Origin of the sequence: Pseudomonas mercuritolerans (genome assembly GCF_025706525.1) — a bacterium.
Classification (GTDB): Bacteria; Pseudomonadota; Gammaproteobacteria; order Pseudomonadales; family Pseudomonadaceae; genus Aquipseudomonas; species Aquipseudomonas mercuritolerans.
Genome location: NZ_JAMSHA010000001.1, coordinates 713,002 through 730,955, shown reverse-complemented (window position 1 = coordinate 730,955; position 17,954 = coordinate 713,002). Strand labels below are relative to the sequence as shown.

Annotated in this window: 21 protein-coding genes; 14 read left to right on the top strand and 7 right to left on the bottom strand. The window is 58.2% G+C overall.

Annotated features, from left to right (window positions below):
• Nucleotides 1-449: 449 nt before the first annotated feature.
• Nucleotides 450-1,430: a hypothetical protein gene (locus ND528_RS03330; protein ID WP_263469672.1), complete on the bottom strand. Its 981-nt coding sequence runs from the start codon at nt 1,428-1,430 to the stop codon at nt 450-452.
• Between ND528_RS03330 and ND528_RS03325 the strand changes: the two genes are divergently transcribed.
• Nucleotides 1,429-1,812: a hypothetical protein gene (locus ND528_RS03325; protein ID WP_263469671.1), complete on the top strand. Its 384-nt coding sequence runs from the start codon at nt 1,429-1,431 to the stop codon at nt 1,810-1,812. The genes ND528_RS03330 and ND528_RS03325 overlap by 2 nt on opposite strands.
• Nucleotides 1,813-2,032: 220 nt before the next feature.
• On the opposite strand, the gene ND528_RS03320 is transcribed toward ND528_RS03325, so the two are convergent.
• From ND528_RS03320 to ND528_RS03310, 3 genes are all read right to left on the bottom strand, one after another.
• Nucleotides 2,033-2,590 (bottom strand): Smr/MutS family protein, encoded by a 558-nt coding sequence (locus tag ND528_RS03320; RefSeq protein ID WP_016773770.1) that lies wholly within the window; start codon nt 2,588-2,590, stop codon nt 2,033-2,035.
• Between the two features lie 74 nt (nt 2,591-2,664).
• The gene (locus ND528_RS03315) at nt 2,665-2,985 is read right to left on the bottom strand and encodes a hypothetical protein (RefSeq protein ID WP_016773771.1); all 321 of its coding nucleotides are present in this window, start codon (nt 2,983-2,985) and stop codon (nt 2,665-2,667) included.
• A 131-nt stretch (nt 2,986-3,116) separates the two neighbouring features.
• Nucleotides 3,117-3,707 carry a cysteine hydrolase family protein gene (locus ND528_RS03310; protein WP_016773772.1) on the bottom strand — a complete coding sequence of 197 codons (591 nt, stop codon included), beginning with the start codon at nt 3,705-3,707 and terminating at the stop codon, nt 3,117-3,119.
• A 239-nt stretch (nt 3,708-3,946) separates the two neighbouring features.
• Here ND528_RS03310 and prmB point away from each other — a divergent pair, with 239 nt between their 5' ends.
• Nucleotides 3,947-4,855: a 50S ribosomal protein L3 N(5)-glutamine methyltransferase gene (gene prmB, locus ND528_RS03305; protein WP_016773773.1), complete on the top strand. Its 909-nt coding sequence runs from the start codon at nt 3,947-3,949 to the stop codon at nt 4,853-4,855.
• Between the two features lie 92 nt (nt 4,856-4,947).
• Here prmB and ND528_RS03300 read toward each other — a convergent pair whose 3' ends face one another.
• Both ND528_RS03300 and ND528_RS03295 read right to left on the bottom strand, forming a co-directional pair.
• The gene (locus tag ND528_RS03300; RefSeq protein ID WP_243241657.1) at nt 4,948-5,739 is read right to left on the bottom strand and encodes a hypothetical protein; all 792 of its coding nucleotides are present in this window, start codon (nt 5,737-5,739) and stop codon (nt 4,948-4,950) included.
• A 99-nt stretch (nt 5,740-5,838) separates the two neighbouring features.
• A complete protein-coding gene (locus tag ND528_RS03295) occupies nt 5,839-6,792 on the bottom strand; it encodes an alpha/beta hydrolase (RefSeq protein WP_125927483.1) in 954 nt (317 codons plus the stop codon).
• 130 nt (nt 6,793-6,922) lie between these two features.
• Here ND528_RS03295 and aroC point away from each other — a divergent pair, with 130 nt between their 5' ends.
• The 5 genes from aroC (at nt 6,923) to mtnC (ending at nt 11,143) form a co-directional block, all read left to right on the top strand.
• Nucleotides 6,923-8,014 carry a chorismate synthase gene (aroC, locus tag ND528_RS03290; protein ID WP_024012223.1) on the top strand — a complete coding sequence of 364 codons (1,092 nt, stop codon included), beginning with the start codon at nt 6,923-6,925 and terminating at the stop codon, nt 8,012-8,014.
• 34 nt (nt 8,015-8,048) lie between these two features.
• Nucleotides 8,049-9,194, top strand: a complete 1,146-nt coding sequence (locus ND528_RS03285; protein WP_073472596.1) for an MFS transporter — start codon at nt 8,049-8,051, stop codon at nt 9,192-9,194.
• Nucleotides 9,191-9,817, top strand: a complete 627-nt coding sequence (locus ND528_RS03280) for a methylthioribulose 1-phosphate dehydratase (protein WP_024012225.1) — start codon at nt 9,191-9,193, stop codon at nt 9,815-9,817. The genes ND528_RS03285 and ND528_RS03280 overlap by 4 nt, the downstream gene beginning before the upstream one ends.
• 92 nt (nt 9,818-9,909) lie before the next feature.
• Nucleotides 9,910-10,455: a 1,2-dihydroxy-3-keto-5-methylthiopentene dioxygenase gene (locus ND528_RS03275; RefSeq protein WP_038861971.1), complete on the top strand. Its 546-nt coding sequence runs from the start codon at nt 9,910-9,912 to the stop codon at nt 10,453-10,455.
• Between the two features lie 4 nt (nt 10,456-10,459).
• Nucleotides 10,460-11,143, top strand: a complete 684-nt coding sequence (mtnC, locus tag ND528_RS03270; protein WP_263469670.1) for an acireductone synthase — start codon at nt 10,460-10,462, stop codon at nt 11,141-11,143.
• 175 nt (nt 11,144-11,318) lie between these two features.
• Here the strand turns inward: mtnC and ND528_RS03265 are convergent, their stop codons facing one another.
• The gene (locus ND528_RS03265) at nt 11,319-11,597 is read right to left on the bottom strand and encodes a DUF3509 domain-containing protein (protein WP_016773780.1); all 279 of its coding nucleotides are present in this window, start codon (nt 11,595-11,597) and stop codon (nt 11,319-11,321) included.
• Between the two features lie 385 nt (nt 11,598-11,982).
• On the opposite strand from ND528_RS03265, the gene ND528_RS03260 reads away from it, so the two are divergent.
• The 7 genes from ND528_RS03260 (at nt 11,983) to ND528_RS03230 (ending at nt 17,559) form a co-directional block, all read left to right on the top strand.
• The gene (locus ND528_RS03260) at nt 11,983-13,821 is read left to right on the top strand and encodes a long-chain-acyl-CoA synthetase (RefSeq protein WP_125918577.1); all 1,839 of its coding nucleotides are present in this window, start codon (nt 11,983-11,985) and stop codon (nt 13,819-13,821) included.
• A gap of 95 nt (nt 13,822-13,916) precedes the next feature.
• Nucleotides 13,917-14,435 carry an ankyrin repeat domain-containing protein gene (locus ND528_RS03255; protein ID WP_263469669.1) on the top strand — a complete coding sequence of 173 codons (519 nt, stop codon included), beginning with the start codon at nt 13,917-13,919 and terminating at the stop codon, nt 14,433-14,435.
• 134 nt (nt 14,436-14,569) lie between these two features.
• Nucleotides 14,570-15,100 carry a hypothetical protein gene (locus ND528_RS03250; RefSeq protein ID WP_263469668.1) on the top strand — a complete coding sequence of 177 codons (531 nt, stop codon included), beginning with the start codon at nt 14,570-14,572 and terminating at the stop codon, nt 15,098-15,100.
• Nucleotides 15,101-15,171: 71 nt separating this feature from the next.
• Nucleotides 15,172-15,363: a PLDc N-terminal domain-containing protein gene (locus ND528_RS03245; protein WP_016773784.1), complete on the top strand. Its 192-nt coding sequence runs from the start codon at nt 15,172-15,174 to the stop codon at nt 15,361-15,363.
• Nucleotides 15,364-15,604: 241 nt separating this feature from the next.
• Nucleotides 15,605-16,480 carry a polyamine aminopropyltransferase gene (speE, locus tag ND528_RS03240; RefSeq protein ID WP_016773785.1) on the top strand — a complete coding sequence of 292 codons (876 nt, stop codon included), beginning with the start codon at nt 15,605-15,607 and terminating at the stop codon, nt 16,478-16,480.
• A 288-nt stretch (nt 16,481-16,768) separates the two neighbouring features.
• The gene (locus ND528_RS03235; RefSeq protein ID WP_024012230.1) at nt 16,769-17,002 is read left to right on the top strand and encodes a hypothetical protein; all 234 of its coding nucleotides are present in this window, start codon (nt 16,769-16,771) and stop codon (nt 17,000-17,002) included.
• A 209-nt stretch (nt 17,003-17,211) separates the two neighbouring features.
• Nucleotides 17,212-17,559 carry a ribonuclease E inhibitor RraB gene (locus tag ND528_RS03230; protein WP_003223226.1) on the top strand — a complete coding sequence of 116 codons (348 nt, stop codon included), beginning with the start codon at nt 17,212-17,214 and terminating at the stop codon, nt 17,557-17,559.
• Nucleotides 17,560-17,954 lie beyond the last annotated feature (395 nt).

Below are 17,954 nucleotides of genomic sequence, written 5' to 3'. Positions count from 1 at the left end.
TTTCGGTGGAAGAGATTTTCAAATTAAAAAATAGCAATCTCGCTGTTATTGCACCGTTTATGAGAAAAGGCAGGCATTTTTCGAACTGTAAACATCGGTGCTTAAGATTTGCTACAAGGCAGAGCTAGAACTAGTTTAGAGTAGCAATGCTAGGGTGTTGGGTAAAGCTATGTCCAATCCATCATCAAGCCAGCGGGCGCTCGCGGCTGAGGCGGACAGATGAGCGGTACTAAATCTGTAGCCTTTTCGCCCCTTCAGGACGTCATCGATTACATGCGCAAGCGGAAAGTCGTTGAGCGCGGGTGTGTTGAGGGTTTTGCTTGAATGCCAAGGCTGGTCTTGAAGGGGAATTCCCCAAGTTAGAGGAATTCAAGGAAATATGTTATGCCGCCGCAGCCAGGCAGGAGTGGTACAAGTACAACCACTAATTTTTAGGCGTAAAAACCGGATCAGGCATCCGGCTTGTTTTCAATTCGGAACAGCGACAAGGGAGAGTCAAGGTACTCACCGCCCAGCAATATATCGGATACCTTGATATCGCCTGCGGCTTTAAGCTCGTCAATAACACTACGAATGTTACCTATCTTGTTTAGGATGTCATGGAGCCTCAGCGCAACCCTCAAGCGATCCTCGCTCCGAGCATGATTTGGGAGCCTGCTGACCTTGTAAGGCTCGAACCAGTTCTTGCGATCAATACACTCCAGCGAGAAGGACTTAATAACATCGAGCGCTGAGCTATAGCGTTTATCATATTGAACAAGCTGGGCTATGACATCGACTTTTTCAGGTTTCTCCAGGATAATGTATGCATACACCGATCTACCTATTTGATTCTCATGCTCTTTTCCATTTTGAAGTAACCATGAGTAAAGTGGTCGAACCTCTGACTCAAGAGTGTCAAGCTTATTCGTGGCTACTGAGTCCTTCGAAAATCTAGACCTGAAACGCCAAAATCCACTCATCACATAAACAAATATTAGATTTGTATATGAGTCTAAAACTTCAAGGCTTTCGCCCTCAAGGTAAGGATTGTTGCTTTCAGGCGAAAGGATCTGCGCACTTCTCTCTCCAAAAGCAGATAAAGACTTTCTAGTGTCTGTATTTAAAAGCTCCAGATCACAACCTTGCTCTTGATAAGTAGTTAGGCCAACTATAACTTCGTCATATTTTATTTTAAGCTCTCCAGTTATATATTGATTCTGAATATCGACAACAGCGCTTATGAATTTTGACGTGTCTGCCTCATAAATATAATTATTGTGAATCTGAACAACTGAGGAAGGGATTGTTGGAGTATCCTGACGTTCGAGATGGCGTACAAATGAATTATTTCCGTCACGAACGATGTCCACGGCTTTAGAGGTGAAAACGCCATCCTGGACTGCAGCCCTAACGCTTTTTTCGCTAAGCAACGTATATTTCGAAGCCATGATCACCCTCTATTTTGCGCTATACACCCTCAGTTGTCCCAAGGAGAACGTCAAGATAGCGTCTGCCAAGGAGCATGTCATCTGGTTCGTACCGGCACGATGGCAGGGTGGTGGCGTCATGCGATCTACTTTAAACAGCTTCAACAGAACGCTGTCGCTCACGGCTTTAGGGAAAAAGGGGCGGATTTATTTTTTCCGGAATCAAACGTCGCTACTGGTCGGTAGCTGCGTTGGGCGAAGGGCTGCTTCTGGGCGAAAGCAGTACATCTTCAACGACTGCTTTTGGCTGTGGGTTCAACCGGTCAAGCCATCATTCAACATTGAAAAAAGCCCCGCATCGTTTCAACTGATGCGGGGCTTTTTTGATATATGTGGGATATGAATCCCGTACCAATTTCTGTACCAGTAACTGTGTATTGGCATGAAATTCTAGGTTGTCCTCGGTGCCAAGTCCCTAATTTCATTGGTCCTGAGAGCCTACTACCCCCCCCTTCACATGGCGGTGTAATTCTGTTCCAGGGACATGAAACTACCTGTGGGGATTTTCGCAAAGGGAAAGGGTACGGTGGCGGACACAACCCTGCAAGTTCGGTGTGACGGCTTTATTCGTCGCGGCCTTCCATCATCGTCCGTTTCAGCATCACATAAACCGCGCCGGCGCCGCCGTGGCGGGCCTGGCAGGAGCAGAAGCCGAGCACTTGCGCATGCTGGCGCAGCCAGGTGTTGACGTGGCTTTTGATCATCGGCCGCTTGCCATCCAGGCGCACAGCCTTGCCGTGAGTCACGCGCACGCAGCGGATTTCGAATTTGGTCGCTTCGGCGAGAAAGGCCCAAAGGGTTTCCCGGGCCTTTTCCACGCTCATGCCGTGCAGGTCGAGGCTGCCTTCGAACGGGATCTGCCCGACCTTGAGCTTGCGCATCTGGCTTTCCTGCACGCCGTCGCGGGACCACATCAGCTCGTCTTCCGGGCCGACGTCGATCACGAACTGGTCGGAGAGGCCATCAATGATGGTGGTGTCGCTGCGCACGGTGGCGGACTGACGCAGCTTGGCGATCTGCGCGCGGTCAGCCTTGGGTTTGCCAGTGTCGGCGCGGTCGTGCTTGATCGGCTTGACGCCCTGGATCGCACTTTTGAACAGAGAAAAATCGTCGTCTTGCATGTCAGCCTCCGCGAAGGGCGGCCAGTTTACCCAAGTCGACAGAAAACGGCCCGGCAAAAAGCCAGGCCGTTGGGTCAGTCGTGTTTTTTCATCAGATGCGGGGACATGTTCAGTTCCCGCGATTGCCGTGCGCGACGGCGGCAGCGGCGCCACAGAGCAACGCCGAAGTAGAGAAACAGCAAGCCGACGGCAAGCATGATTGCCGAGCCCAGCGGTGATGCGTTCAGGTCACCCAGCGCCGGCGGGCGGCCGAGCAGGCTGGCGGCGCCGGCCATCGCCAGCAGCACGCCGAACGTCGCCAGAATGGCCGAGATCGCCGCGCCAAATCGAAAACGCCAGTTGCTTTGGCCTTTGGGCCGCAAACGGCGTGCGTCAAATCCATCGGATAACTTCATTCCGACCTTCCTCAATGGTATCGGCCCTTCGACCGGGAGTTGACCGGGTTGTTCCTGAGGCTATGGCATTTGCGGCAAATCAGCGGATATAGCGGATGAGCGGCGCCAATGCACCGCTCACAAGGGCAGGATCAGATCAAGTCCTGAGTCTTGGCCAGCGTGGCGAAGTTGTCAGCCATGATCGCCATTTCCGCTTCCTGTACGCGTTCGGCGCTGAGCACGCCGCCCTTGAAAGGCAGATCGCGGGTCGCGCAGGCGTCTTCGACCAGGGTGCAGCGGAAACCGAGGTTCTTCGCCGCGCGCACGGTGGTGCTGACGCTGGAGTGACTCATGAAACCGCAAACGATCAGGTCCAGCGAGCCGAGATTCTGCAGGCGCTCGAGCAGTTCGGTGCCATGGAACGCGCTCGGCAGCAGTTTGCCGATAATGGTTTCATCGCCTTGCGGTTCGAGACCGGGGATGAATTCGCCACGTTCGCCCTGCGGGTCGAACAGGCCACCAACGGTGCCGAGATGACGCACGTGCACGATCGGCCGACCGGCGGCACGGGCTGCGGCAACCACTTGTTTGATGTTCGCGACGGCCGCGTCCATGCCGCTCAGGGCCAGCGGGCCACTGAGATATTCTTTCTGGGCATCGATGATGACCACGGTGGCATGGCTCAGTGTGGCCGCTGCGTAACCGCGGCCGCTGAGTTGAAACATCGTTTTTGGAACGGACATTCTGGGGCTCCTCGGGGTGGGGCTTTTGCGACATTGTCCTCTGGCTGAGCGGTTCTGTGAATCGCTACCATCGTAGGCGCCGTCGTTCTTGGCCTGCAGCCTTGTCAAGTTACACGTTCCGTTCAATGCCTGATGCAAAAAAAAGAAAACTCCTACCGGAGCCGCGTGGTTTTTCCTGCGTCGTCGTCGCGCGTTTTGGCTGGTAGAATCGCCAGTCGTTTTTTCTGGAGTTCTACGCCGTGATCACTTCCCGACTTCGTACCCTGCGCGACCACATCCGTTGGGCCGTCAGCCGCTTCCATGGGGAGGATCTGTTTTTCGGCCACGGCACCGACAACGCCTGGGACGAGGCGCGCCAGTTGGTGCTGGGCGCTTTGCACCTGCCTTGGGAAATCGCCGACAGCTATCTTGATTGCGCGCTGGAAGATGACGAACTGGTCAATCTGCAGCGCTTGCTCAAGCGCCGCATCGAAGATCGCGTTCCCACCGCCTACCTGCTCGGTGAAGCGTGGTTCTGCGGCATGTCGTTCATCGTCGACCCGCGCGTGCTGATCCCGCGTTCGCCGATCGGTGAGCTGATCGAAAACCGCTTTGCGCCGTGGATCGGCAACGAACCGGCGCGAATTCTCGACCTGTGCACGGGTTCCGGCTGCATCGGCATTGCCTGCGCTTACGAGTTCCAGAATGCCGAAGTGGTGCTCGCGGACCTGTCGTTCGAAGCGCTGGAAGTGGCTAACCAGAACATCGAGCGCCATGGCGTCGATGAGCGCGTCTACACCGTGCAGGGTGATGGCTTCGATGGTTTGCCGGGTCAGCGTTTCGATTTGATCGTATCGAACCCGCCCTACGTCGACGCGGAAGATTTCGCCGACATGCCGGACGAATATCAGCACGAGCCGGAACTGGGCCTGGCCTGCGGAGATGATGGTCTGAATCTGGTCCGGCGCATGCTCGCCGAAGCGGCGGATCACCTGACCGAGAAAGGTTTGTTGATTGTCGAGGTGGGCAACAGCCAGGTGCACGTCGAGGCGTTGTACCCGGAAGTCGATTTCGCCTGGCTGGAGTTCCAGCGTGGTGGGCATGGCGTGTTCATGCTGACAGCCGAGCAGTGCCGCGCGCATCAGGCCCTGTTCGCCTCCCGCGTCTAAAGGCTTCGCGAGCAGGCTCGCTCCCACAGGGAAATGCATTCCAGGGTGGGAGCGAGCCTGCTCGCGAATGGCCGCGACGCGGTCTCAAGCCCTCAGCGGTGCGTAGCAATCCAGATCAACAACCCCGCCTGAAACACCGCAAACGCCACCAGACACGTAATGGTGAAGCGCAACCCGGCATCTTCACGCTTGAACTTGCTGACTTTCTCTTCCTGTTTTTTCAGCTTCACTTCCTGCTCGGCCAGATTCTGTTCGGCCTGCTGCAGCATCTGCGCGGCTTCAAGAATCTCGACGATCTGCAACTTTTCGCTGTTCCAGTCACCTAGCAGATCACCGACCTGCACAGCCTTGATGCTGCCTTTCAAATGCTGGGCATCGGCGTAAGCCACATCGAAACCGTGCACGCGCAGGAAATGGTCGCGGCGCAAGCGAGTGTCTTCGTTGAGCGCATCCTTGTTGTTCAGGTCGATGCCGTCGACGGTGTAGCCGGGCCAGCGTTTTTTCGCCCAGTTGATGCCTTGCGCGGCCATGAAGCGGCCGATACCGCGATTCAGCGGTTCGATCTGCAAGCCACTGTCGGGACCGAAACTCACACGTTTGCTCGCATGGTCGACCCACACATCGAGATGGTTTTGTTCTTTGCGCACACGCTGGTTGGGCAGTTTGATCGCCATGCGCATCAGGCTGCGCTCTTTGCTGTTGCGCTCGGCGTAACCGAACTCGACAAAGCGCAACGGCCGGCCGCCGGTGTTGCGGTCGGTCTGCAGCGGCGCCAGGCGAAGCATCTTGTGGTGCTCGGCCTGAACGTCCGCCCACGGCAGTTCGACCGCTGGCGGTGCGTCTTTTTCAGCGCTGGTGTCGGGTGAAGTCTGGGTTTCAGTCATAACGGCGAGATCCTGTCCAAGCCCTGCTTGCCGCCAGACGTTGCGCTGGCGACAAAGGCTTATCGGCCGTTTTCTGTAAGGCTGGAGGGTAAAACGCAGTTAACTTGCACGAATTCCGTCAATAAATTCGATGACGGCGGCGCCCAGTTCGGCGGCCAGGGGCAAATTCGGGTCCTTGTAGGAGGCCAATTGCCGCTTCATGTCGTTGTGGACGATGCGCAGCACATGATTCATGCCTTCGATCACCGTCAGTTGCGCGTCCGGTTTCGCCGCCTTGAGCAGCTTCGCGTCCTCGGTGCCGACCTGAATGTCGTTGCTGCCCTGGACGATCAGCGCCGGCATTTTCAGCTGGGCAAAGGCTTGCGCCGGGTCCTGACGGAACAGCGAAATCAGGTACGGCTGCACGCTCGGGCGAAAGATCACCTGCAACGGCTGCGGCACGTTGTCATCGGTATGGCCGGCCTTGAGGCTGTCGAGCAGTTCGTTGCTGCGCAGCATCAGTGGCGGCGGCAGGCTGCGCGCCAACTGTTCGCGGATGACCTGATCGACCGGGCGCGCGCTGCCGGACAGCGAGATCACCGCCGCTGCGTCCAGCTTCGGCGCGGCGAGACTGGCAATCAGCGCGCCTTCGCTGTGGCCGAGCAGAATCAGTTTGCCGAAACGCGGATCGGCCTTGAGCTTCTGCCCCCACGCCACCGCGTCCGCCGCATAGCTTTCTACTGACAGATCACGTTCATCGGGAGCGGCCGCCAGGCTCGCCGCAACGCCACGCTTGTCGTAGCGCACGCTGGCGATGTTGTGTTTGGCCAGCACCCAGGCCAAGCGCTTGAGGCTGTCATTGCGCCCGCCGTCGGGGTTGTTTCCGTCGCGATCTGTAGGACCCGAGCCAGAAATCATCAGAACAATCGGCACCGGGCTGTCGGACTTGGGCAGCAACAGCGAACCGAAAAGTTCGCCGCTGCCGGTGTCCAGAGTGACCGGGCGCTGTAGGACTGTCGCTTGGGCAAAGCCGGTAAAGAGGGTAAGACTCAAGATCAGAACTCGCAGCATCATCACGCCATCATTGGTCAAGGTGCCGGTTGGACTCGCCAGCACCACTAAGGTTCGAGGATGAACTACTCGGTTAGCCTGCGTATACTGGCGCGCATCAAGAATTCGGGTTTGATTTCACGGAGCGTCCTGCATGTCCGGTAATACCTACGGCAAGTTGTTCACTGTCACCACCGCTGGCGAAAGCCATGGTCCGGCGTTGGTCGCCATTGTCGACGGCTGCCCGCCGGGCCTGGAGATTTCCCTGGAAGATCTGCAGCGCGACCTCGATCGCCGCAAGCCTGGCACCAGCCGCCACACCACCCAGCGCCAGGAAGCCGATGAAGTCGAAATCCTCTCCGGCGTGTTCGAGGGTCGCACCACCGGTTGCTCGATCGGCCTGCTGATTCGCAACACCGACCAGAAGTCCAAGGACTACTCGGCGATCAAGGACCTGTTCCGCCCGGCTCACGCCGACTACACCTATCACCACAAATACGGCGAGCGCGATTATCGCGGCGGTGGCCGCAGTTCCGCGCGGGAAACCGCCATGCGCGTAGCGGCCGGTGCGATCGCCAAGAAGTATCTGGCCAGTCAGGGCATCGTCATTCGCGGTTACATGAGCCAGCTCGGCCCGATCGAAATTCCGTTCAAGACCTGGGATTCGGTCGAAGAAAACGCCTTTTTCAGCCCTGACCCGGACAAGGTCCCGGAGCTGGAAGCCTACATGGACCAGTTGCGCCGCGATCAGGACTCGGTCGGAGCGAAGATCACCGTGGTCGCCGAAGGGGTCATGCCGGGTCTGGGCGAGCCGATCTTCGATCGCCTCGACGCCGAACTGGCCCACGCGCTGATGAGCATCAACGCGGTCAAAGGTGTCGAGATCGGCGCCGGTTTCGCCTGCGTCGCCCAGCGCGGAACCGAACACCGCGATGAACTGACGCCGGAGGGTTTCCTCAGCAACAACGCCGGCGGCATCCTCGGTGGCATCTCGTCCGGCCAGCCAATCGTTGCGCATCTGGCGTTGAAACCGACCTCGAGCATCACCACCCCGGGCCGCTCGATCGACGTGAATGGCAACCCGGTCGATGTGATCACCAAGGGCCGTCACGACCCTTGCGTCGGTATCCGTGCAACGCCGATCGCCGAAGCGATGATGGCCATTGTGCTGATGGATCACCTGCTGCGCCACCGTGGGCAGAACGCCGATGTGCGCGTGAGCACGCCGGTGCTGGGCCAGCTCTGATGGCTGCGCTCAAAGCCGTCGCGGCATAACCGGCGTGGCGGCGCTTCCTTACTGGCGGCTGTCCAGTTTCTATCTGTTCTATTTCGCCTTGCTCGGTTCGACAGCGCCGTTTCTGGCGCTGTACTTCGATCACCTCGGCTTCAGCGCCGCGCGCATCGGCGAGCTGGTGGCGATTCCGATGCTGATGCGCTGCGTGGCGCCGAACATCTGGGGCTGGCTCGGCGATTACACCGGAAGGCGTCTGGCCATCGTGCGCTTTGGTGCGGTGTGCACGTTGCTGACCTTTTCGCTGATCTTCGTCAGTCAGACCTACGCCTGGCTGGCGATGGTCATGGCCCTGCATGCATTCTTCTGGCACGCGGTGCTGCCGCAGTTCGAAGTCATTACCCTCGCGCATCTCCAGGGGCAAACATCGCGCTACAGCCAGATTCGCCTGTGGGGCTCGATCGGTTTCATCATCACCGTGGTAGTGCTGGGGCGGCTGTTCGAATGGCTGAGCTTGGACATCTACCCGGCGGCGCTGGTGCTGATCATGGCCGGTATCGTCCTGAGTAGCCTGTGGGTGCCGAATGCACAGCCGGCGCAAGGCAATCGGCCGGCGGGCGAGGGCTTTCTCAAGCAATTGCGCCATCCCGGCGTACTGGCGTTTTATGCTTGCGTCGCGCTGATGCAGGTGAGCCACGGGCCGTATTACACCTTTCTGACTCTGCACCTTGAACGCCTCGGTTACAGCCGTGGCGTCATCGGCATGCTTTGGGCCGTGGGTGTGGTGGCGGAAGTGTTGATGTTCATGGCCATGAGCCGCATTCTGGCGCGCTTTTCCCTGCGCCGGGTGCTGCTGGCGAGTTTCCTGCTGGCGGCGTTGCGTTGGGTGCTGCTCGGTTCGTTTGCGGAGTTTCTCTGGGTGCTGTTGTTCGCCCAAGTGCTGCACGCAGCGACTTTCGGCAGCTTTCATGCGGCTGCCATCGCTTTCGTGCAACGTAGTTTCGGCGCCCGCCAGCAAGGCCAGGGCCAGGCGCTGTATGCGGCACTGGCCGGCACCGGCGGGGCGCTCGGTGCGCTGTATTCCGGTTACAGCTGGAACGCCCTTGGCGCGACATTGACCTTTAGTATTGCCAGTCTCGCAGCGCTTGCCGCTGCCGTTATCATTGCCACATGTATGCAAGAGGACAGGCCATGAGCCTTAGCCGTGAACAGCTCGCCCAGCAGATCGTTGACGCCGGGCGTTTCCTATATGGCCGTGGCTGGTCGCCAGCCACCAGCAGCAACTATTCGACGCGCCTGTCGCCGAGCGAAGCGCTGTTGACCGTATCGGGCAAGCACAAGGGCCAGTTGGGTGTGGATGACGTGCTCGCTACCGATCTGTCCGGCAATAGCCTGGAACCAGGCAAGAAACCCTCCGCCGAAACCTTGCTGCACACCCAGCTCTACAGTTGGCGCGCGGAGATCGGTGCGGTGCTGCACACTCATTCGGTGAATGCCACGGTGCTGTCGCGTCTGACTCCGGAAGACTTCATCGAGTTCGAAGACTACGAATTGCAAAAAGCCTTCAGCGGCATCTCGACTCATGAATCGCGGGTGCGTGTGCCGATTTTTGACAACGATCAGGACATTGCGCGCCTCGCCGCCAAGGTGCAGCCTTGGCTCGACGCCCATCCTGATTGCGTCGGTTATCTGATTCGCGGCCATGGTCTCTACACCTGGGGCGCGCAGATGAGCGACGCGCTGCGGCAGATCGAGGCCTTTGAATTCCTGTTTGAATGCGAGTTGAAAACCCGCAGCGTCATGAACCGCCAAGGCTGAGTTCACCAGAAACAGCCCGTTTGCCTGATGCCACGCGGCGCCCGACCGGTCTGCAAGAGCCGGACGGCGCCGCAGCCACCGAGGAATTGCCCATGAGCAGCCTGTCCGTTTACCACGTTTCCAGCCCTGAGATTCCCAACAAGGTGCTGACCCATTTCGAAGACATCGCCTCGACGCTGGCCGAGCAGGGCGTGCGTTTCGACCGCTGGCAGGCCGCCGCGAAGATTCAGCCTGGCGCCAGTCAGGAAGAAGTCATCAGTGCTTATAAAGAGCAGATCGACAAACTGATGACCGAGCGCGGCTACATCACCGTCGATGTGATCAGCCTCAACAGCGATCACCCGCAAAAAGCCGAGCTGCGCGCCAAGTTCCTCGAAGAGCACCGCCATGGCGAAGACGAAGTGCGATTTTTCGTTGCCGGTCGTGGCTTGTTTACCCTGCACATCGACGATTACGTCTATGCCGTTCTCTGTGAGAAGAACGACCTGATCTCGGTTCCGGCCGGCACCAAGCACTGGTTCGACATGGGCGAACATCCGCACTTTGTGGCGATCCGTCTGTTCAACAACCCGGAAGGCTGGGTTGCCAATTTCACCGGCGAAGACATCGCCGGTCGCTTCCCGCGTCTGGAGGACTGAAACCGTGTCGATCAAAGCCATCCTCACCGACATTGAAGGCACCACCAGTGCGGTGAGTTTCGTCTTCGACGTGCTGTTTCCCTACGCCGCCGAACATTTGCCCGAATTTGTGCGGCAGAACGCTTCGCGTGCTGATGTCGCCGAACAGCTCGACGCCGTGCGTCGCGACAGCAACGAGCCGCAGGCCGATGTTGAACGGGTTGTTGAAATCCTCTTGAGCTGGATCGCCGAAGACCGCAAAGCCACGCCGCTCAAGGCATTGCAGGGCATGGTCTGGGCGCAGGGCTATCAGGCAGGGCAGTTGAAAGGACATGTTTATCCGGATGCCGCTGAAGCGCTGCGACGTTGGCATGCGGCCGGTTATCAACTGTTTGTTTACTCGTCCGGCTCGATCCAGGCGCAGAAACTGATTTTCGGTTGCTCGGAGGCGGGGGATCTGACACCGCTGTTCAGCGGCTATTTCGACACCACATCAGGGCCGAAGCGTGAAGCGCAGTCCTACCGCAACATTCAGCAGGCGGTAGGTGTTGAAGCCGAGGAAATCCTGTTCCTGTCGGATATCGTCGAGGAGCTCGACGCTGCCCAGTCAGCCGGCATGAAAACCTGCGGTCTGGCGCGTGAAGGCGGGGAGTTGGCAGGGCACGTGACGGTTGACAGCTTTACTGGAATCGAACCGGAAGCGTTCTGACCATTGCACACATCCCTGTAGGAGCTGTCGAGTGAAACGAGGCTGCGATCTTTCGATTTAGGCATGAAATCAAGAGCAAAAGATCGCAGCGTGCCGCAGCTCCTACAAAAATCCTGAGCACATAAAAACAGGCCGTGAAGCGCATGCTCCACGGCCTGTTTTTGTTTAAAGCAAATTACAGCGAGTGATACGTCGGCAGAGCAAAACGCTGCTGGCTCTGCAGCATTGCAATTTGCGGCAGCTCGCTGGCTTGTTCGGCCAGGTCGCGGCGGATCGCGCTGATCGCCCACGACAGTTGGTCACCGGCATGCAGTTGCTGATACGAGAGGGCGCGTTTGAAGACTTTGCCGTCGCTGCTACGCAGAGTGAGCAGGATGCCACCGTCAGGACGTGGGGCAGTGCTGACTTCGTAGTTGGAGAACAGCGATGTAAATTTTTCTTGAATCAGGCTCATGTCATCAGCTCCGTATGTACTTGAATGGCAAGCATGCGGAGGTAGTTGCAGCGTTTGTGCCAGTATTGATGCGAATAAAATCCCTTTAAAATCAATAAGTTGAAGGCATTGCATTTTGCAGGCGTCGTGCAATCTGCATGAATGGCCATCGTGCATCCTGCATTTTGCGTGATTTTTCTCCGTACAACGGAACCAAACGTCCGTACCAGAATCCGCTCTTCCCCGAAGGCGCGACGGGATACAAATCATTGCAAAAACCGCGTGTACAGCCCCGCGAGCACTGACGTACTTTCCTTCTCGACCCACGGCGTAAACGCGTCGGTCGCAGTCATTACCCGATAACAAGAACAGCGGTCTGCACGTCAAGATCGAACGGGGAGCTTTCATGCGTCACGCACCAAGCGACACGATTACCTGGGGCATGATGCTCCGCAAACTGCCGATGATCGCCAAGGCCATCCCCCGGGTGGTCAAAGGCATGAAGGTGGCCAACGTCACGGATCCGACCCAAACGTGCGGCCTGGGCTGGACGTTCGAGCAGGCGACGCTGCGCAATCCCGATGGTGTGGCGTTGTTGCAGGGCGACGTGGCGTTGACCTATACACAGGTCAATCAGTGGGCCAATCGCATTGCGCATTACCTGAGCGAGCAAGGCATCGGCAAGGGCGATGTGGTCGCGGTGTTTATCGAGAACCGTGCGGAATTACTGGTGACAATCCTGGCGCTGGCCAAGCTCGGCGCGGTGAGTGCGCTGCTCAATACCTCGTTGATGCGCGACACGCTTGTTCACAGCATCAATCTGGTTGCGCCGGTGGCTATTGTGGTTGGTGAAGAACTGACCGCTGCCTATGCCGGCGTGCGTGATCAGGTTGCGATCGCAGCGCCGCGCACCTGGTTCGTCGCCGATCAGGACACCTACAGCCATCCGGGCATCGCGCCTGAGGGCTACGTCAATCTGATCAGCGCCAGTGCTGACGCCAGCAGCGATAACCCGCCGAGCAGCGCACAGATTTTCTTCGACGATCCGTGTTTCTACATCTACACCTCCGGCACTACCGGCCTGCCCAAGGCCGGAGTGTTCAAGCATGGACGCTGGATGCGCAGTTCGGCGAGCTTCGGCATGATCGCCCTCGATATGCGCCCGGATGATGTCGTTTACTGCACCTTGCCGCTGTATCACGCCACGGGCCTGTGCGTGTGCTGGGGATCGGCGATCAACGGCGCTTCGGGTTTCGCCATCCGCCGCAAGTTCAGCGCCAGCCAGTTCTGGAATGACGTGCGCCGCTATCGCGCAACTACCATCGGCTATGTCGGTGAGCTGTGTCGCTACCTGGTCGAGCAACCGGTCAGCGCCGATGACAGCCGGCACGACGTGCGCAAGATGATCGGCAATGGTTTGCGTCCTGGTGCCTGGGCCGAGTTCAAGACGCGTTTTGCCGTCGAGCACATTTGTGAGCTGTACGCGGCGAGCGACGGCAACATCGGTTTCACCAATATCCTCAATTTCGACAACACCGTCGGGTTTTCGCTGATGGCGTGGGAACTGGTCGCTTACGACCATGACAGTGGCGAGCCATTGCGCGGCGATGATGGTTTCATGCGCAAGGTCGGCAAGGGCGAGCAGGGCCTGCTGCTGGCGCGGATCGACGACAAGGCACCGCTGGACGGTTACACCGACCCGCAGAAAACCGCCCGCGTCGTCCTCCACGATGTGTTCAACAAGGGCGATCGCTTTTTCAACACCGGCGACCTGCTGCGCAATATCGGTTTCGGCCATGCGCAATTTGTTGATCGCCTCGGCGATACCTATCGCTGGAAGGGTGAAAACGTGTCGACCACCGAAGTCGAGAATTTGTTGCTGCAACATCCGCTGATCGCTGAAGCCGTGGCCTACGGTGTGGAGATCCCCAACACCAACGGGCGTGCGGGGATGGCTGCAATTACTCCCGCCGAATCCTTGGCCACGCTGGATTTCGCTGAACTGCTGAGTTTCGTCCGGCAACGTATGCCGGCTTATGCCGTGCCGTTGTTCTTGCGGGTGAAAGTGAAAATGGAAACCACCGGGACCTTCAAATACCAGAAGACTCGCCTGAAAACGGAAGGCTTTGACCCCGGGCTCACCGGCGATGACCCGATCTTCGCCTGGCTGCCGGGCAGCGAAACCTATGTGCATGTCAGTGAGCAAATCCTCGCTGAAATTCAACAGGGCAAACATCGATATTGAGTGTGGCTATCGGGACGCTCGGAAAAAACCGAGTGACAGCCACCGTCGCGCTCGGGAAACTGTCGGCTTTCCGATAGACCGAAATGGAGTGCCCCATGTCCGACCAAAGCCGCCAGATGACCCCTGAAGAAGCTGCCGAATTCACCGAGCAGGTTTTCAACAAGGCGCGCCACGGTGATGCCGAGATGCTTGATCGCCTGGTCAGCGCCGGGCTGCCGGTGAACCTGAAAAACAGCAAGGGCGATACCTTGTTGATGCTCGCCAGCTACTACGGCCATGTCGATGCGGTGAAGGTCCTGCTTAAACACAAGGCCGATCCGGAAATGCGCAATGGCAACGGCCAGAGCCCGATTGCCGGCGCTGCGTTCAAGGGCGATCTGGCGGTGGTCAAGGCGCTGGTCGAGGCGGGCGCCGAGATTGAAGGTTCTTCCTTCGACGGCCGTACCGCGCTGATGATGGCGGCGATGTTCAACCGCGTTGAAATCGTCGACTACCTGATTGGCCAGGGCGCTGACCCGAAAGCCAAGGACGCTAACGGCGTGACCGCGCTGGATGCGGCGCGGACCATGGGCGCAGTCGATACCACCGCGCAGCTGGAAAAATTGCTGGCCTGATAAACGTCTATAGGTCGCAGCTTGTTCGTACTCAAACGCAGAATCTGTAGGAGCTGCCGAAGGCTGCGATCTTTTGTCTTTCTGCGCTATCCTGCGCGCCCGAAAAATCCATTGCCACCACAGGATCCGCCCTCATGAAAGCCGCACTCGTCGAACTCATCAGCAAAATCAGCTCCGGCTGCATGGGCGAGGACGAGATCCTGAAAGTGGCTGACGAAGCCGCTCAGGCCTACGCCGATGCCGAGGCTTTTCTGGCCGCCAATCCGGACATCAACTACGACGACACTTTCCCGATCCCGCTGGGCGAGTGGGTAGTGGTCGGTAGCCTGCCGGAAACCGTGCTGTTTCAGGCCGATACCTACGTCGATCTGTTCGCACAAATCGTTGCCTCGTTTGGTCCGGGCGTGGATTTCAATCTCAAGCCCAAGCAACTGGCCAAGACCGAAGCGCTGACCGCCCTCAACCGCATCCAGGTGCAGATGAGCAGCCTGAACAAGGAAAACGGCGGTTACACGCTGATGAATTTCAGCCAGTTGCTCGACGATGAGCTGCAAATGGTCCTGGTCTACGGCAACGATGTGCCCCGCGTGCTGGAGTTGTGCGCCGAGGTCGGCATCGCCGCCACGCCAGCGCTGGAAGCCTTGAAGGTCGCCGTTCACGTCTGAACGCAATAAAAGGGAACCCTGCGCGCGACCGTCTATCCTAAAAGTGCATGCCACTATTCTGGAGCGACACCATGGGTTCCACGTTCAACGGTCTGATTGGCCTGATCATCCTTGCCCTCGACATCTGGGCCATCATCAACGTGCTGAAAAGCGGCGCCTCCACCGGAATGAAAATCGTCTGGGTGTTGCTGATCATCCTCCTGCCGGTGCTGGGCCTGATCATCTGGGCGATTGCCGGGCCACGGGGCAACGTCCGGATCTGAGCTGATTTTCGATCACACGGTCATCCCTGTGGGAGCGAGCCTGCTCGCGAAGACGTTGGGTCAGTCGCCATCACCGGCAACTGATGCTGCGCTTTCGCGAGCAGGCTCGCTCCCACAGTGGTTTGCGCTGGTAAAAAACAACCGGAGGTTCGACCTGTCATCTTCGGCAACGTAGAATGCGCGCCTTTCCCGGGCAATCGTCCCCACGATGGCGCCCGCGCATTTATCGGAGCACTTGACCATGACCGTCACCAAGACCAGCGAGTACCTGGAAACCCTCTACGAAGGCTACGGCCAGCGTTTTCGCATGGAAAAACTGCTGCACGAAGTGCGCACCGAACACCAGCATCTGGTGATCTTCCAGAACCCGCGCATGGGCCGCGTCATGGCGCTGGACGGCGTGATCCAGACTACCGAAGCCGACGAATTCATCTACCACGAGATGCTCACCCACGTGCCGATCCTCGCCCATGGCACTGCCAAGCGCGTGCTGATCATCGGCGGTGGTGACGGCGGCATGCTGCGCGAAGTGACCAAGCACGCCGGCGTCGAGCACATCACCATGGTTGAAATCGACGGCACCGTGGTCGACATGTGCAAGGAATTCCTGCCGAACCATTCCGCCGGAGCCTACGACGATCCACGCCTGAACCTGGTGATCGATGACGGCATGCGTTTCGTCGCCACCACTACTGAAAAATTCGACGTGATCATCTCCGACTCCACCGACCCGATCGGCCCGGGCGAAGTGCTGTTCTCGGAGAACTTCTACCAGGCATGCCACCGCTGCCTGAACGAAGGCGGCATTCTCGTCACTCAGAACGGCACACCGTTCATGCAGATCGACGAAGTCAAAACCACCGCCGGTCGCCTGCGCAGCCTGTTCCCGGACTGGCATTTCTATCAGGCCGCCGTGCCGACCTACATCGGCGGTTCGATGACCTTCGCCTGGGGCTCGACCAACCCGGCCTACCGCAAGCTCAGCCGTGAAACCCTGCAACAGCGCTTCATCGGCAGCGGCATCGTCACCCGTTACTACAACCCGGAAATCCACATCGGCGCGTTCGCCTTGCCGCAATACGTGCTGCAGGCGGTCAACAAGCCGAGCAACGACTGATCACCCTGACGTCGCTCTGCAAGGAAGATTTTGTGGCGAGGGGATTTATCTCCGTTGGGATGCGCAGCATCCCTGAACCGGCCTGCGCGGTGTCTCCGTCAAACCGCAATGGACGGTCTTACGACTGCTGCGCAGCCGGACGGGGATAAATCCCCTCGCCACAGAGCCCGCACTATCGATCGGATGGTTATTTTCACCGTTGTCGGCTGTAATCCTTTTGAACCAACTATCGCGGAAAAAAGTCGAGATAGAGGTAAGCCCATTTACGGGTTGATCGAGGAGGCACTGATGCAAAAGTGGAAAGTCACTTTCGTGGATGATCACGGTGAAATTGTCGATGAAGTCTTCGAACGTGAGGAATGCCCGTCCGATGATGAAGCCGCACGGCTCGTCAAAGAGCGGCTTCTTCCGGTCGCCGCCAAGCTGGATCTCAACGATCTGGAAGGGCGCACCGCCGATGCCGGGGTGAAAAACCTCAAGACCCAGAACGGCATCGAAATCCGCAGCATCACCCCTGTCTGAACACTTCCTGTCATCTCGTAAACCAGGCCTTGGCAGCGGCGCTCTCTTGGGGCTACTCTGCAAGCGAGATCAGCGAATGGATCGCTAAGGTCTGGTCTTGTCAGCTACATGCTTGTTTCCCGCGCGCAACCACGTTGCCGTAGTACTTAGGCCAAAAGGCCCGGGGCGGGAATACGGAAAGTCTATCCATCAATCGAGGGGGACGATTCATGAGCACAGCCTATCAAGAAGACATCAGCAGCAACGTTCTGCGCCGCATGAAAGAAGGCGGTTTCGATTTTTCCCGGTTCCATCCCATCGAGTTCTACGCGATTTTCCCGGACGAGGAGCGGGCGCGCAGGGCAGCAGGCAAATTTCGCGGTGAATCCATCAATGCCCAGGTCAGTGCGCGCGACGACGGCGCCTGGTCGCTGGAATTGAGCAAAGTGATGTACGCAACCTATGACGACATCGGCGATTTCGAGCAAGGCTTTTCAGCCGTGGTCGAACCGCTGGGCGGCATTATCGAAGGTTGGGGCGTGAAGCAGGAGGTGCGCAATCGTTACCGGTTGAATTGATATTGCGCATTGTCTGTCGGGCAACGGCTGACCTTCGGGTCGGCCGTTGTCGTTTCTGGCTTCTGCACATCGCAGTGGCAAAACCCTGAAACAAGAATCCCGGGCAAAAAAAAGCCACCGGAGAGGGTGGCTAAAAGGGAAGACGGGTATGCAATAAAGTCCTGTCGGGGCGGGGCTGCCAAGGCAGTTCAGATCGGTTGAGCTGTCTACTTCGCGGCGGCGTGCCGGGGAAGTTTTGCAGCGAATGCGCGGATTATCCGCAGTCGTGGCCGGGCAGTGAAATCAACTCTGACTATGCTGGTGATAGGCGATGCAGTGCGTCGCAATGAAGCGGGGGCAATCGGGCCGGGGCATTTGCCGCACAGGAATGGTGCGCAGCCTTCGGCGTGGATCTA

What these genes read in the sequence shown, in the direction of transcription:
- ND528_RS03325 (WP_263469671.1), top strand. Translation starts at nt 1,429, where the DNA reads ATGATCACCCTCTATTTTGCGCTATACACCCTCAGTTGTCCCAAGGAG.
- ND528_RS03330 (WP_263469672.1), bottom strand. Translation starts at nt 1,430, where the DNA reads ATGGCTTCGAAATATACGTTGCTTAGCGAAAAAAGCGTTAGGGCTGCA.
- ND528_RS03320 (WP_016773770.1), bottom strand. Translation starts at nt 2,590, where the DNA reads ATGCAAGACGACGATTTTTCTCTGTTCAAAAGTGCGATCCAGGGCGTC.
- ND528_RS03315 (WP_016773771.1), bottom strand. Translation starts at nt 2,985, where the DNA reads ATGAAGTTATCCGATGGATTTGACGCACGCCGTTTGCGGCCCAAAGGC.
- ND528_RS03310 (WP_016773772.1), bottom strand. Translation starts at nt 3,707, where the DNA reads ATGTCCGTTCCAAAAACGATGTTTCAACTCAGCGGCCGCGGTTACGCA.
- ND528_RS03300 (WP_243241657.1), bottom strand. Translation starts at nt 5,739, where the DNA reads ATGACTGAAACCCAGACTTCACCCGACACCAGCGCTGAAAAAGACGCA.
- ND528_RS03295 (WP_125927483.1), bottom strand. Translation starts at nt 6,792, where the DNA reads ATGATGCTGCGAGTTCTGATCTTGAGTCTTACCCTCTTTACCGGCTTT.
- aroC (WP_024012223.1), top strand. Translation starts at nt 6,923, where the DNA reads ATGTCCGGTAATACCTACGGCAAGTTGTTCACTGTCACCACCGCTGGC.
- ND528_RS03280 (WP_024012225.1), top strand. Translation starts at nt 9,191, where the DNA reads ATGAGCCTTAGCCGTGAACAGCTCGCCCAGCAGATCGTTGACGCCGGG.
- ND528_RS03275 (WP_038861971.1), top strand. Translation starts at nt 9,910, where the DNA reads ATGAGCAGCCTGTCCGTTTACCACGTTTCCAGCCCTGAGATTCCCAAC.
- ND528_RS03265 (WP_016773780.1), bottom strand. Translation starts at nt 11,597, where the DNA reads ATGAGCCTGATTCAAGAAAAATTTACATCGCTGTTCTCCAACTACGAA.
- ND528_RS03260 (WP_125918577.1), top strand. Translation starts at nt 11,983, where the DNA reads ATGCGTCACGCACCAAGCGACACGATTACCTGGGGCATGATGCTCCGC.
- ND528_RS03255 (WP_263469669.1), top strand. Translation starts at nt 13,917, where the DNA reads ATGTCCGACCAAAGCCGCCAGATGACCCCTGAAGAAGCTGCCGAATTC.
- ND528_RS03250 (WP_263469668.1), top strand. Translation starts at nt 14,570, where the DNA reads ATGAAAGCCGCACTCGTCGAACTCATCAGCAAAATCAGCTCCGGCTGC.
- ND528_RS03245 (WP_016773784.1), top strand. Translation starts at nt 15,172, where the DNA reads ATGGGTTCCACGTTCAACGGTCTGATTGGCCTGATCATCCTTGCCCTC.
- speE (WP_016773785.1), top strand. Translation starts at nt 15,605, where the DNA reads ATGACCGTCACCAAGACCAGCGAGTACCTGGAAACCCTCTACGAAGGC.
- ND528_RS03235 (WP_024012230.1), top strand. Translation starts at nt 16,769, where the DNA reads ATGCAAAAGTGGAAAGTCACTTTCGTGGATGATCACGGTGAAATTGTC.
- ND528_RS03230 (WP_003223226.1), top strand. Translation starts at nt 17,212, where the DNA reads ATGAGCACAGCCTATCAAGAAGACATCAGCAGCAACGTTCTGCGCCGC.